Annotated in this window: 13 protein-coding genes; 1 reads left to right on the top strand and 12 read right to left on the bottom strand. The window is 63.8% G+C overall.

Annotated features, from left to right (window positions below):
• From BDOA9_RS31470 to BDOA9_RS31460, 3 genes are read right to left on the bottom strand one after another with little or no spacing between them, the layout of a single operon-like run.
• On the bottom strand, positions 1 to 1,110 hold the full coding sequence (locus BDOA9_RS31470; protein WP_025037933.1) for a CgeB family protein: 1,110 nt from the start codon (positions 1,108 to 1,110) through the stop codon (positions 1 to 3).
• Positions 1,107 to 1,703, bottom strand: a complete 597-nt coding sequence (locus BDOA9_RS31465; RefSeq protein WP_025037932.1) for a histidine phosphatase family protein — start codon at positions 1,701 to 1,703, stop codon at positions 1,107 to 1,109. The genes BDOA9_RS31470 and BDOA9_RS31465 overlap by 4 nt, the downstream gene beginning before the upstream one ends.
• A complete protein-coding gene (locus BDOA9_RS31460; RefSeq protein WP_025037931.1) occupies positions 1,703 to 2,803 on the bottom strand; it encodes an inositol-3-phosphate synthase in 1,101 nt (366 codons plus the stop codon). The genes BDOA9_RS31465 and BDOA9_RS31460 overlap by 1 nt, the downstream gene beginning before the upstream one ends.
• 330 nt (positions 2,804 to 3,133) lie before the next feature.
• Here BDOA9_RS31460 and BDOA9_RS39565 point away from each other — a divergent pair, with 330 nt between their 5' ends.
• On the top strand, positions 3,134 to 3,421 hold the full coding sequence (locus BDOA9_RS39565) for a hypothetical protein (RefSeq protein WP_025037930.1): 288 nt from the start codon (positions 3,134 to 3,136) through the stop codon (positions 3,419 to 3,421).
• Positions 3,422 to 3,614: 193 nt separating this feature from the next.
• On the opposite strand, the gene BDOA9_RS39145 is transcribed toward BDOA9_RS39565, so the two are convergent.
• From BDOA9_RS39145 to BDOA9_RS31405, 9 genes are all read right to left on the bottom strand, one after another.
• The gene (locus BDOA9_RS39145; RefSeq protein WP_025037929.1) at positions 3,615 to 4,181 is read right to left on the bottom strand and encodes a hypothetical protein; all 567 of its coding nucleotides are present in this window, start codon (positions 4,179 to 4,181) and stop codon (positions 3,615 to 3,617) included.
• Positions 4,182 to 4,238: 57 nt separating this feature from the next.
• Complete coding sequence (locus BDOA9_RS31445; protein ID WP_025037928.1) at positions 4,239 to 4,625, bottom strand: hypothetical protein; 387 nt, start codon at positions 4,623 to 4,625, stop codon at positions 4,239 to 4,241.
• A 149-nt stretch (positions 4,626 to 4,774) separates the two neighbouring features.
• On the bottom strand, positions 4,775 to 5,152 hold the full coding sequence (locus tag BDOA9_RS31440) for a hypothetical protein (RefSeq protein ID WP_152033551.1): 378 nt from the start codon (positions 5,150 to 5,152) through the stop codon (positions 4,775 to 4,777).
• A 312-nt stretch (positions 5,153 to 5,464) separates the two neighbouring features.
• The gene (locus tag BDOA9_RS31435) at positions 5,465 to 6,781 is read right to left on the bottom strand and encodes an ATP-binding protein (protein WP_025037926.1); all 1,317 of its coding nucleotides are present in this window, start codon (positions 6,779 to 6,781) and stop codon (positions 5,465 to 5,467) included.
• On the bottom strand, positions 6,778 to 7,488 hold the full coding sequence (locus tag BDOA9_RS31430; protein WP_025037925.1) for a response regulator: 711 nt from the start codon (positions 7,486 to 7,488) through the stop codon (positions 6,778 to 6,780). Before BDOA9_RS31430 ends, BDOA9_RS31435 begins: the two co-directional genes overlap by 4 nt.
• Before the next feature lie 91 nt (positions 7,489 to 7,579).
• Complete coding sequence (locus tag BDOA9_RS31425) at positions 7,580 to 9,541, bottom strand: MacB family efflux pump subunit (protein WP_025037924.1); 1,962 nt, start codon at positions 9,539 to 9,541, stop codon at positions 7,580 to 7,582.
• Between the two features lies 1 nt (position 9,542).
• Positions 9,543 to 10,775 carry an efflux RND transporter periplasmic adaptor subunit gene (locus tag BDOA9_RS31420; RefSeq protein WP_025037923.1) on the bottom strand — a complete coding sequence of 411 codons (1,233 nt, stop codon included), beginning with the start codon at positions 10,773 to 10,775 and terminating at the stop codon, positions 9,543 to 9,545.
• Positions 10,772 to 12,214 carry an efflux transporter outer membrane subunit gene (locus tag BDOA9_RS31415; protein ID WP_042336912.1) on the bottom strand — a complete coding sequence of 481 codons (1,443 nt, stop codon included), beginning with the start codon at positions 12,212 to 12,214 and terminating at the stop codon, positions 10,772 to 10,774. Before BDOA9_RS31415 ends, BDOA9_RS31420 begins: the two co-directional genes overlap by 4 nt.
• Before the next feature lie 1,080 nt (positions 12,215 to 13,294).
• On the bottom strand, positions 13,295 to 13,663 hold the full coding sequence (locus BDOA9_RS31405; protein ID WP_025037920.1) for a hypothetical protein: 369 nt from the start codon (positions 13,661 to 13,663) through the stop codon (positions 13,295 to 13,297).
• Between the last annotated feature and the right edge of the window lie 125 nt (positions 13,664 to 13,788).

Genomic DNA, 13,788 nt, shown 5'->3' with positions numbered 1-13,788 from the left:
TCAGGCCTCCTCGGATTGCTGACGACGCGTGCCGCTGCCGCTGGATACCGCCTGCTGGAGCAGGGCCACCAGCTCGCGCGCGCGTTTGTCGGATGTATGCTGATCCATCGTCCGCTCATAGGCGCGCCTGGCGATGGACTGCAGGTCGGCGCTCGACATCGCCAAGGCGCCCAAAGTGTCCTGCGCATCGTGGGCGATCAGGATCTCGCTGCCCGGCGTGAAGAACTCCTCGATGCCCGGCCAGTCGTCGCTCAGGAGCGGGACACCGCAGGCCGCCGCCTCGAACAGACGGCCGGAGGGGCACCAGCCCATCTCCGCCATGGCTTTGCGTGTGACGTTGAGGGTCAGGCGGGAGGACGCAAAGAAAGGCGCATGCTCCGACGGCGGCAGATGCCGCACGAAATAGATATTGGGCGACCACGGAAAGTCGTCGGGATATTGCGCTCCGCCGATCAGGAAACGCAGGTCCTGCCGCGCTCGCGCCGGTTCGACGAACAGCGCCTCGAGCCCGCGCTGCCGGTCTTCGGAATAGGTGCCGAGATAGGACAGATCCGCGCGATAGTGAGGCTCTTGCGGCACCGGGCGATGAATATCGCTATCGACGTGGCCGTACAGGGGGCGGACATCGCGGGCGCAGAGCCGTTCGCGAAACTCCTGGACGACACGTGGTCCGCCGGTGAAGCTGAGGACGAGCGCGAAATCGCGCAGACCTCGCGTGCCGATATAGGAAACGGATTCTCCCGCCATGAGCCGCGCGAGCGTGATCGGGGTATCCAGATCATAGAAGACGGGAATGGCGCGACCTTTGGACATGATCAGGTCGGTGGCCGCAATTGCATCGGGACAGTACGACGTCACGATCGCGACATCGGCATCCGCGATGTCATTGCGGGCGAGGGAGCGGATCTCCTCCCAATTCGGAAAAAGCCGCAGCTGCCCACCGGGCAACTCATTGAGGTCCCGGGCACCGGCATAGTAGGGCACGTCGCGCTCGTAGAAGACGACGGTGTGGCCGAGGCGCCTCAGATGCTTGCAGAGGCCGCGCCAGAGCGTCGCGTGGCCATTGCCCCAGGAGGAGGAGATGGTCAGGCCGAAAACGACGATCTTCACGCCGGCACCCGCTGGTTGATCCCGGTGATCCTGAACCCGCGCCGATCCGCGCGGAGGGTGCTGACACTTGAGGGATCGATCTCGATCGAAAGAAAGTCGTCGAGTTTCATGCGCGCGTAATGCAACAGCGCTGCGCGGATGGCTTCGGCGTGGCTGATTGCGATCACCGAGTCCGCAAGAGGGTCAGAGCGCAGCTGCTCCAGATGACGGACAACGCGCGTCTGAAGCAACCGCATGCTCTCGCCTCCGGGTGGGCACGTGCCGCCGCGGCGGCTGTTCCAGCGCGACCATTGCGGATCCTCATTGAGCTCATCGAAAGACCTGCCCGTCCATTCGCCATAGTCGAGCTCGTCGAGAGCAGGAACGATCTCGACGGGCAATCCGAAGCGCGCGGCGAGGATGCTGGCCGATTGCATGCAGCGCCTCTGCGGGCTCGACTGGATTAGCGACGGCCGTGGGGCGAGATTGGCTGCACACCGGGCAATCTCCTCGCAACCGATGTCGTCGAGCGTGACGCCGCTCATCCGGCCGCACAGCGTTCGGCCGAGCAGGGCATGGTGGCCGTGCCGCACGAGATGAATGATCCTGGCCATCAGCTGAAAACCTTGTCGTCGATGAAGGCGCGGGTTCGCCGTCCAGCCTCCTCGTCGGTGAACTGCTGCGGCGGCGATTTCATGAAATAGCTGGAGGGGCCGGTCAGGGCGCCGCCCTGGCCGCGGTCCATGGCAAGTTTTGCGCAGCGGACCGCGTCGATCACGACGCCCGCCGAGTTCGGCGAGTCCCACACTTCGAGCTTGACCTCGGCGCTCAAGGGTACGCCGCCGAACGTCGTGCCTTCGAGCCGGATGAATGCGAGCTTCCGGTCGGTCAACCAGGGCACGTGGTCGCTCGGCCCAACGTGAATATTGTCGGGGTCCATCGGGACGGCGAACTGGCTGGTGACGGCCTGTGTCTTGGAGATCTTCTTCGATGCCAACCGCTCGCGTTCGAGCATGTTCTTGAAATCGGTATTGCCACCGACATTGAGTTGATAGGTGCGATCGAGCCGCACGCCGCGATCACGAAACAGGTTGGCCAGCACCCGGTGCAGGATGGTGGCGCCGACCTGGCTCTTGATGTCGTCCCCGACGATAGGAAGGCCCGCATCTTCGAATCTTCGTCGCCAGTCCGGGTTGGACGCGATGAAGACGGGAATGCAATTGACGTAGCCGCAACCGGCCTCGATGGCGCGCGCAGCATACCATTCACTTGCGCGTTGCGAGCCGACCGGCAGGTAGGACACGAGCACGTCCGTGCGTGACATCGCCAGAACCTCGGAAACGTCGGCTTCGGGTACACCGGCGACCGGGACGTCATCTTGGAGATAGTGCCCGATGCCGTCCATGACCGGGCCGCGCTGGACGATCACCCCGGTTTGGTCCACCTCGGCGAAGCGATGCGTGTTGTTCGGACGGGCAAAGATGGCATCGGCGACGTCGCGCCCAACCTTGTTCGCGTTGACGTCGAATGCCGATGCGATTTGAATATCGCTGATATGATAGCCGCCGAGATCGACGTTCATCAGGCCGGGTACGGGTTCATTCGACTTGGCATTGCGGTAATAGGTAAGCCCCTGGACGAAGGAGCTTGCGCAATTGCCCACGCCGACGATGCCGACGCGCAAGCGACGCCTGTCCTGAAGACGGGAATGCATGGACGAAAAACCTCCGGGAAAACGCGTGGCGACAGTGTAAGTAGATCGGCGAACGTGCCGGAAGGTATGTTCGTTCCTGCGCCGGAGCGGCCGCGCGTGCGTAGGGGAGTGATTCAGGCCAACAAAATGCAGGGCGATTAACCTGGATTAGAATCGCCGCTCGCATCAGCGGAACGAAGATCATTGTTGATGATGATGAAGAAGATGGAGTGGTGGTCACGCGCGTCACGTGGTGCGACGAAGAACAAATCTTGCCGGCTCGCGTTTCACCGCAAATGGCTCCAGCAATGACGGCGTCATTGCCGGATCTGCACACGAGTGAGGTGCCACATGACGTCCATGACGCAAAATAGCGAAGCCGAGCAGACCACCGATCACGCCGCAATCCGCAAATGGGTCGACGAACGTGGCGGGCAGCCGGCGACGGTCAAGGCGACGGAAGAGGACGGGCACGCCGGCATCTTGCGGGTCGATTTCGATCCGCCGGATGAGGGACTCGACCGCATCGGCTGGGACGAGTTTTTCGACAAATTCGATGAGGCCGGTCTTGCGTTTCTGCACCAGGACCGGACCAAGGACGGTCAGGTAAGCCGGTTTCATAAATTCGTCCGACGCTAGTGGGGCTTAGGACGTGAACAGCTGGGTCGAGGCTATGCGAGCGGGTCATTTCGCCCGCGCCTGGTCTATCGCTGACTACGATCTCGCGGTGCTGCAGCATCCGCCCAAACACACCGGCCCGCGTCATGTGCAGCGAATTTGGCGGGGCGAGGCTCTCGGGGGCCGGCATGTGCTGGTCAGATGCTATCACGGACTAGGCGACACGATCCAATTCCTGCGTTTCATGCGGCCTCTTCGGGACGTTGCGCGGAGTGTCACGGTTTGGTGCCAGCCGGAGCTTCTGCCACTGGCCGAGCGCACGGCAGGCGTCGATAGTGCTCTTGCTCTCCACGACGGTACACCCGAAGCGGACTTCGAGGTGGACATCGAAATCATGGAGGTGCCGCATGCGCTCAAAGTCGGGCGTGAGCAGGTCGAGGGCGGGCCTTACTTGACGCTTCCGCCTAGGAGTGCGTCGGTGCCGATCGATGACAACGGTCGGGCTGTCGGCCTGGTCTGGGAGGTTGGCCGGTGGGATAAGCGGCGCGCCGTGGCTCCCTCCTTGTTGTGCCGGCTCGCCGTTCCCGGCGTCGTGCTTTGTTCGCTGCAGAGAGGGACGACAGCCGAAGCGGTCGCGCAGATCGGTGCACGCGACATCAGCACGCCCGATATCGTGGCGCTCGGTCATCTTCTTCGCGAGCTCGATCTGGTCATTTGTGTCGACACGATGGTCGCGCATCTCGCGGGGGCGCTGGGTTGCGAAGCCTGGGTCCTGCTGCATGCCGACTGCGACTGGCGCTGGCCTTCGTCGGGGAACAGTTCTCCTTGGTATCGGAGCCTACGGCTGTTTCATCAAAGGACGCCCGGCGACTGGGATGGTGTCATCGCGGAAGTGAGATTGGCCCTGCAAAGGCGCGCCAAGCTCAGGGAAAAGGTCTGAATTGTCAGGCCACCGGTAGAGTGTCTGGAGATCAGCGATGTCGCCGGGAACGGAGATCGAGGTGATTTGCCCGCTTGCCCCTTCGGCGTCCTGCCAGGACGCATAACCTTGCAGTACCACGCAGCATTGATGGCTGTCGTCGCCGTGGCGCAGGATTGCATGATGGGAATTGAGGTGCGCGATCGTGCTTGGCATGTCTGCCAGCAGGTCGAGGTCGCTCGCGGTCGCGTCACCGAGACTCGCCAAATGATCGGCGAGCTTGGAAAAGACAAATCCAGTCTGCATTGGTCTTCCGATCGCCCGCGCCTCCACCAACTTTGACCTAAATGGAAAACGGCGGACAATAACCCGTGATAGGATCCGTCGATTGCGTCCGGATGCATCAACGGACAAACGCGACCTAGCTGTCTTCAACGTTCCCTCTGCGAGGAGGATTAAAGTGCAGGCCGCTGCAAACCACCCGCATTGTTTAACGGAGATTGCTCGATCTTTAACAATGTCGAATCGTTCGTTCTCGCCGTTGCCTTAGGCTGTGACTGCTGCTGAAACACGAGACTCCTAATCAGCAGGTCCCAGGTTTGAACCCTGGTGCGCCCAGACAAGTTCTTCAAGGACTTACCCTCGCGAACCGTTGAGCCGACCGAACTAAACGGCTTTTCAAACGGTGTTTGTTGCAGCTGGCGGACGATGTAGTCTCTCTTGGCGATATGAGCGACCATCGTCGTATCGCTCCGGGAGATCTGCTCACACCGCTCGCGCACGACCACCTTGCCCGCATCCGATTTTTTTCCACGCTTTGGCTGGCAGGACATCAGCAACAAGTCCAAGCACAGGTACTACCGATCGCCCAGGCGGCTTTGTCCGGTTCGGTCGTGGCGTTTCTCGCTGCAAGCCTGGTGTTGTTCCGACGTTCGATTACGGCAATGCGATAGTTCGCAATTCAACCTTCAGCGACGATTGATCCTGCTCGCGCGGGTTCGACGCGTCCGAAGCGCCGATATCGGCGATAGAAAGCAAATGGGTTGGTTTGCCCGAGCTCCATTGTTCTTGGCTGGTATCGTGGCCGGCATTGTCTGCGACCTCGAACGCATGTTGGAGAATCGGTGATGCCCGGATCGGCAGGTTCAGTCGGGGCTACGGGCCGCATTGGAAAGCAGCAGACGGACGCGAAGACCCTTCGGTTCGTTGTCGAGCAGCAGCAGCGTTCCGCCATGCGCGGTCACGATCGCCTGCGCGATTGCGAGGCCGAGGCCAAATCCCGCCGTTTCGTCCATGGTGCGGGCTTCTTCTCCGCGTACGAAGGGTTCCAGCATCGCCGCCTTCCTCTCATTGGGTATTCCAGGGCCATCATCGACGACGTCGATGACGATCTGGTCTCCGGCGATCAAGAGTTCGATGCGGACTTCGGTTCCGAAGCGCGTGGCGTTCTCGACCAGGTTTGTGACCGCGCGAATGATCTCGTCCGGCCGGACGATGAATGCGGCTCTGTCCGGACCGACATAGTGCACCGCGTGGGCGCTGTCGGAAAACTGGTCGCAAACCATCTGGAGCAGCGCGGCAACGTCGACCAGGGTCGGCTGGGCAGTGCTTTCACTGCGCAGCAGCGAGAGCACCGATTCCAGCATCGACTGCATCTGATCGAGGTCGCGTACGGTCTGGGTGCGCTGTGCTGGATCCTCGATGTATTCCGAGCGTAGCCGCAGGCGTGTAATCGGTGTGCGCAGATCGTGGCTGATGGCGGCCAGCATTCGCCTTCTGTCGTTCATCAGCGCGGTAACGCGTTCACGCATCCGGTTGAGCGCTCTCGCCGCGGATCTGATCTCTTCCGGGCCGTTTTCGGGCAACGGTGCGGACGAGCGATTCAGGCTGAAGTCCTCGGCCGCGCGCGCGAAGGCCGACAGCGGCGAGGACAAGGCGCGGCCGGCCCAGACGCCGAGCAGCGTCACGCTCGCCACCAGAAACAGGAGCGTGCTCGTCCAGAGGCCGCTCACGAAGGCAGGCATCTTGAATGTGCCGATCGTCGCCTCGAGTACGTCGCCATTTGCCAAATAGAACCAGAGGCGATTGTCTTCCGATGTGGAACCACGAATGAGACCGACCGGGCCTTCAATAGCCGATGGGGTGGTCGGGCGCGTCCGCTCTGGCGATGGAGCCGCGGAGGCGGAAGCATCCCTTTTCAACTGCAGCTTCAGCGCCGGAAAGGTTCGGCTGACGTTCTCAAGAACGAGATCTCGCTCTCCTTGCGGTGTATTGGCGACGATCCTCGCAATCAGCTCGAATTGCTCCACGGGACGGTCCATCAGGGCGCTCGGGCGGCTGAGCAGAAAATATCCGGCTATCAGCACATGGATCAGGATCAGCGACACCAGCACAAGGGCCGCGATCTGGCCGCTGATCCGCCTGAAGCTGAACAGCGCGACGATATCGGCGGCGCGGCTCATGCTTCCTCCACCACCGGCGTGAAGATGTAGCCGCCGGTGCGGACGGTCTTGATCACGGATGTGTCCTCGGTGCGGTCGAGCTTGCGGCGGAGCCGGCTGACCAGCACGTCGATGCTGCGGCCAAAGCCGCCGCCGGGCCGGCCGCGCGTCATGCTCAGGAGATTGTCACGGGTGAGGACGCGGCCGGCCCGTTCGCAGAAAGCTTGCAGCAGATCGAACTCGGCGCTGGTCAGCGGCACCTGTGCGCCCTCGGGATCGCGCAACTCCCGCAAACGAAGATCGATGATCCAGCCCATGAATTTCAGTCGCGTCGCCGCGCCGGCGGCATGGCCGCTCGCCCGGCGGCGCAACACGGCGTTGATCCTGGCGAGAAGCTCGCGCGGATTGAACGGCTTCGGCAGATAATCGTCCGCCCCCATCTCGAGACCGAGGATCCGGTCGAGATCCTCGCCCTTCGCGGTGAGCATGATGATCGGCGTGGTGGATTCCATGCGCACGCGGCGGCAGAGGCTCAGACCGTCCTCGCCCGGCAGCATCAGGTCGAGCACGATGAGGTCGACCCGGTTGTGCGACAGATGCCGGTCCATCTCCTTGCCGTTCGTGACCAGGTGGACCGCGAACGAATGCTCGCGCAGATAGCGCGCGACGAGGTCGCGGGTCTGCCGGTCATCCTCGACGATCAGGATGTTCTGCGTGTCCTTCGTCATGTTCGAGATCGCATCGGGGGTGCCGATCATTGATGGATTTGCGGACGATTGTCTCGCCCGAAGAACTACGGTCATGTCTGCAATCCTACGGTCAGTCACGGCTTAAAGCCACCACGGGATCCAGGAAGGCGGCGCGGCGGGCGGGGAAGAAACCGAAGGCCACCCCGATCCCGGTCGAGGTCAGGAATGCCGCGCCGATCGAGAACAGCGAGTAGCTGATTTGGAATCCGGGCATCGCCATATTGGCCGCCGTCCCGAGCAGGATCGCGACGAGGATGCCGGCGATGCCGCCGATGGACGAGATCAGGGTCGCCTCCACCAGGAACTGCTGCAGGATGTCGCTGCGTCTGGCGCCGACTGCCATGCGCACGCCGATCTCGCTGATCCGTTCGGAGACGGACACCAGCATGATGTTCATCACGCCGATGCCGCCGACGACCAGCGAGATCACCGCGATCGCGGCCACGAGGAACGCCAGCGTCTGGGTCGTGCTGGTGATGGTGCGGCGGATGTCGTCGGTGTTGAGGATGACGAAATCCTTGGTATTGTGCCGCTGCGTCAGGAGCGTGGTGACCGCATCCTGCGCCAGCGCGGTCGAAATCTCGTCGCTGATCCGGAGCAGGATGCTGCGAAGCGAGCGGTCGCCCGTGAACTGCGCCTGCACGGTGGTGTAGGGAAGATAGACTGAGAGGTTCTGGTTCGAGCCGAAGCCGCCCTGCTGCTGGGCGATGACGCCGACGATGCGGCAGGGCACCTTGCCGAGCCAGATGACGCGGCCGATCCCCGAGTTCTGGTCGTCGGCGAAGAAGGTCTTGCGGGTGTTGTCGTCGATGACGGCTTGCCGTTCGATGTTGCGCACCGCGGCGGAGTCGAACAGGCGGCCTTTCGCCAGCTTGGCGCCCTTGACCTGGAAATAGCTCTCGCCGACGCCGTTGACCAGCACGTTCGATTCGTTGCCGCGGTAGCGCACCGTCGTGCTGGTCGAGACCGTCGGTGTGACCCCGGCAATGAAGCTCTGCTGGCCGAGCGCGCGGGCATCGCCGAGGACGAGCGTCTTGATCTTGCCGGCACGCGCGTCGCCAAAATCCTTGCCCGGAAACACCTCGATCGTGTTGGTGCCGAGACTCGAAATGTCCGACAGCACCTTGCGCTGTGAGGCGTTGCCGAGCGCAACCACGGACGACACTGCGGCGATGCCGATGATGATGCCGAGCATGGTCAGGAAGGCGCGCAGCCGATGCGCGGCCATCGCCACCATCGCCATCCGCGAGGCTTCCCGCAGGCGCCGCAACGCGCCGGGCCAGTCGGCGCTGCTGTCCCGTGAAGCCCGAGACGCCGCAGCGGCCGGCACCGATGCGCCTGCGGTCTCGGTGCGCCGATCGGAAACGATCCTGCCGTCGCGCAGCTCGATGATGCGCTCGGCCCGCGCGGCGACACCGGCGTCGTGGGTGACGATGATGATCGTCCGTCCCTCGTCGTGCAGCTCCTTCAGGATCTTCAGGACCTCCTCGCCGCTGCGCCGGTCGAGCGCGCCGGTCGGCTCGTCCGCCAGGATGACTTCGGCGCCGTTGATCAGCGCCCGTGCGATCGAGACGCGCTGCTGCTGGCCGCCCGACAGCTGGTTCGGGCGGTGGCCGCGCCGGTCGTCCACACCGAGCCTTGCGAGCAGCCGCTCTGCGCGCGTGCGGCGCTCCCGGGTCTTCATTTCGGCATAGATCGCCGGAATCTCGACGTTCTCGGTGGCGGAGAGGTCGCCGAGCAAATGATAGCGCTGGAAAATGAAGCCGAAATGCTCGCGCCGCAGCGCCGCCAGTTCGTCCGCGTCGAGTTCGGAGACGTTCTTGCCGGCGACACGATATGTGCCCGAGGTCGGGCGGTCGAGGCAGCCAAGGATGTTGAGCAGCGTCGATTTGCCCGATCCGGACGAGCCGATGATCGCCACCATCTCGCCGGGCTGGATGTTCAACGACAAATCGTCGAGCGCAACCACGCGCGTGTCACCGGCGGCAAATTCCCGCCTGACGTTGTCGAGGGCGATGATCGGATCGGCCATCTCAGAGACCTCCCGGCGGGCCGCCGGGCATGCTGCCCGATGCGGTCTGCTCGTTGGCTTCTCCGGTGACGACCCGCTCGCCCTCGTCGAGGCCGGACCTGATCTCGACCGTCGTGCGGTCATTGAGGCCGGTCTTGACCTCGCGCTCGCGCACGTCACCCGACGCATGGAGAACGCGGACGGTGCTGCGGCCGTCGGATTTGCGCATCAGCGCGAGCGCGGGGATGACCTTCACGCGCTTGGCCTCACCGGTGATGATGTGCACCTCTGCGGTCATGTAGGTCCGCAGCGAAAGATCCTTGTTGGGCACGTTGAAAACACCGATGTAGTAGATGGCGGTGCTGGTGGAGCTCGACGAGCTCGAACTCGTGCTCGAACTCGATGTGGTGGTCGAGGAGAAGCTGGCATCGCTCTTGATCGATTCGGGGGCCGGCTCGATCTGCTCCAGCCTGGCCTCGTAGCGATGGTCCTGGTCGCCGAGGATGGTGAAATAGAGCGCCTGGCCCGGTCTGACCTTGACGATGTCGGCCTCGGAGATTTCCGCCCGCACCGTCATGGTTTCGAGCTGGCCGAGCACGACGATGGTCGGAGCGGACTGCACCGCGTTGACCGTCTGTCCCTCCTGCACCACGGTGGCGAGCACCGTGCCGTCGATGGGCGCGGTGATCCTGGTGTAGTCGAGGTTCACCCGCGCCGTCTCGACGCTGGCTTCGGCTCCCACGATCAGGGCTTCGAGCGCGGCGATCTGGGCGCGGGTCTGCCGCACCGTGGAATCCGCGTTGTCGAAATCGCTGCGCGAGGTGGCACGCTGCGCCAGCGTCGCCTGCTGCCGCGTGAGATTGGCTTCCGCCAGCACCAACGCGGCTTCCTTCTCGAGTTTCTGCGCGCGGTAGTTCTTGAGCGAGGCTTCCGAATTGCGCAGATCGTTCTGCTTGGTGACAGGGTCGATCTGGGCGATGACGTCGCCGGCCTTGACCGTGTCGCCGACCCGGACATTGAGCGCGGTGATGCGGCCCGACACCTGCGCGCCGACGGCAGTCAGGCGTGCCGGCTTGAGCGTGCCGCTGGCGAGCACCTCCTCGCGCAGATCGCTGACGGTGACCGGCGCGGTGATGTAGGACTGCCCCTTGCTCGACGTCCCCGGAAAGCGCATGGCGGCGACCACCCCGGTTGCCACGACGGCAACCACCGCGGCGGCAATCTTCACGCGCCTGGCGGTGATGATATCAGTCACTTCGCCGTCTCCCGGAAGTGTGGTCCTGTATTGGTGTCCACGACGATCGGCGTCGATATGTCGACCGGATCGGACCAGCCGCCACCGAGGGCCTTCGCGAGGGAAATGTAGTCCTTAGCCGCGGATACCTTGCTCTGGATCAGCGAATCCTCAGCCGAATAGAGCGAGCGTTCGGCGTCCAGCACGTCGATGAAGCTGGCGCTACCGGTCTCGAACAGCGACCGCGAGAGCCGGGCGGCCTCGCGATAGTTCTTCGCTGCCTCGGCCAGCTTGGACGCGCGAATGCGCTCCTGCGACAGCGACACCAGCGCATTCTCGACATCTTCGAACGCGGTGAGCAGGGTCGAATGGAACGTCGCGAACGCCTGGTCGCGTTGTGCTTCGGCAATTCTGACGGTCGCCAGGCGCTTGCCCGCATCAAAGACCGGCACCGTGACAGAGGGGCCCACCGACCAGCTCATGCTGGAATATTTTGCGAGATCGCCGGCACGCAGGGCAGAAGTGCCGACGGAGCCGGTGAGCGACACCGCTGGATATCGGTCAGCTTCGGCCGCGCCGATCTTGGCGGTGGCCTGGGCGAGCTTGCGCTCGGCGCTGGCGACGTCGGGGCGGCTCATGAGGAGATCGGCGGGCAGGCCCGTGGGCAACGGCATGCGCGGTGCAGGCACGGGCGCGGACCGTGCCATCAGCGAAGCGACGCCGTCGGGCGGCCGTCCGAGCAGGATGCCGAGTCGGTGAATGTCGGCCGCAAGCGCCGCCTGATAGGTCGGAACGTTCGCCTCCGTGCTCGCGGCTTGTGCGGTCGCCTTGGCGAGATCGACGGCATTGCCGCTGCCGGCCTCGTATTTGCTGCGGGTGAGCTTTTCGGTGTCGCGCTGCGAGACCGATGTTCGTCGCGCCAGCGCGATCCGCGCCTGGTAGCCACGCGCCTCCACGTAATAGGCGGCAACGTCGCCGATCAGCGTGACGAGGCTATCGCGCAGATCCTCCTCGGCGGATTCTTGCCCCCGGACCGCCGCCTCGACGTTCCGCTGCGTGCCGCCGAACAGGTCGAGCTCCCAGCTCGCATCGAAGCTCGCCTGGTGCAGCGTGTAGGGCGCTGTGTCGACGGTGGCCGAGGCGGAGCCCGCGCTGGTCTTGTTGTCGGTCACCGAGGCCGAGCCGCTGACGGAGGGAAACAGGCCTGCGCCCGTCTGCTGAACCGTTGCGCGCGCCTCGCGCACGACCGCCTTGGCTTTGGCAACACTGGGATTGGCTTCGACGGCCTGTTCGATCAGCTGGTTGAGCAGGGGATCGCGCAGGCGCATCCACCAGCGATCCAGCGTGCCGGATTGACGCCGGGAAGTCGGTTGTGCGTTCCAGTGCAACGGCATGGCCAGCCCGGGCGGCCCGGCATAGTCCGGCCCGACGGCGCAGCCAGCCAGTGCGGCAGCCAACATCAGCGCGACGCAAGCCGATCCGGCGCGCGACAGGGCAGCGCGCAATGGGGACGGCGTCGGGTGATGGTTCTCTGCGGATGACGCGGGGACTGCGACGAACAAGTGTGACGGCATCAATCGGCTGGGATCCAGGAGCCTTGCCGCAGGACTTGCGGTGGCCCATCGGCCTTCGGAAGGGCGGGATGAACAGGCCCCCAATAGCCGCGCGATCGTGGCCTTTCGGCAGCCGGAATGTTGCTGGATGTAAACAGATGTTGCGGGGCATCTCGCGCCGCCGCACGGTGCCTGCCAGGCAAGACATCGACCCTGTTTCGCCGCTGCGTCAACCCCTCTCTGCAAAAATATTCTTATTTACCGAAATTCGGAATTGACGTATGTCTTGCCCATCCCGGCTCAGTCTCGAGGGGCGACCATGCGGTCGTCATTGTCGCGAGCCGGGCTTGCGGTGGACGCGGCAGCGTCGTGTACGAGATGCCAGGGGCAGGGCGGATTGCTCTCCGTGAGCCTGAAGCTTCGTACGGACGAGCGGCGCTGTCAGGTTCGTCTCGCCTGTAAGTTTCCGGCTCCGTCGACAGGGCCGGGAAAACTGCGGCGAAATGGCGGGCCGTGCGTACGGCAAAACCGTGTGGTCCTGGCCGTCGTTGCTACGGTCAAGCTCCGGCGAATGCGGCCCTGGCGTCAACCGGCGCGGTGCCGGCGACTTTCGCGGGAGTGAGGGAGGCCAGAGGGAACTCGGCTCCCGGGAGAGCGCGGCATAAGCCGTCCGACCATCGCGCAGGGAAGGCCGTGTGTTGGGCTTCACCTGTATGCTGTTGTGCGGTCTTTTTGCGTGTGCTTTTCGCGCAGCAGACCGCGGGTGCCGCCGGCACCCGGCCTTCCCTGCGCCCTCTTGCCGATGAGGGCGGCGAGACGAGGCAAAACTCGGGCAAAATGCGCCGCGAGATCGGGAAGGCGTGTCCCAGTTCGAAACGCGAGAAAAGAGAGCGACGCTGCTACCTCGTACTCCGTCATTGCGAGCGCAGCGAAGCAATCCAGAATCCCACCGCGGAGAGACTCTGTCCGCGACAGCAGGGTATCCAATCACCACGTAATCGGAATTCTCTGCGCAAATCCACCCAGGTCCGAATCCGGGTTCAGGGGTTGACGGTCGAGCGGCCGGTTGCCGTTTTCGCGTGCGAAAGATGCGCCGGGTGGCAAGGCGTAGTCGGTGAATTTGCGCTCCCCCGGAAGCACCTCGGTCCCGCCATCGAGCCACGATCGCTTGCTGACGTAGACGCGCGTATGCGGGCCGGACTGGTAGGAGCGGTTGGGGCCGTGCGGACCATACTCGTAGACGACATCATGGCTCGTTGGCTGTTGAGCGCGCTTGCGGGTGGTCGCGGCATGGACAGTGAGGGTCGAGGAGAGGAGGACGACCAGCATCGTCCTGGTTACAACAAGCGTGTTCATCGGCAAATGCCCTATGCGAATTCTCGATGCCGTCGCCTCTCGCACCGGCTTCGGAGGCTGTAAAGAATTCAGGCGTTGCGCGATGTTGCTGCGCGCGCCTGCTGGCGGTCCCAGCGCGGCCACCT

Origin of the sequence: Bradyrhizobium sp. DOA9, from assembly GCF_000617845.2 — a bacterium.
Classification (GTDB): Bacteria; Pseudomonadota; Alphaproteobacteria; order Rhizobiales; family Xanthobacteraceae; genus Bradyrhizobium.
Note: the sequence above shows the minus strand (reverse complement) of the source record. Positions and strands in the feature narration are given on the sequence as shown.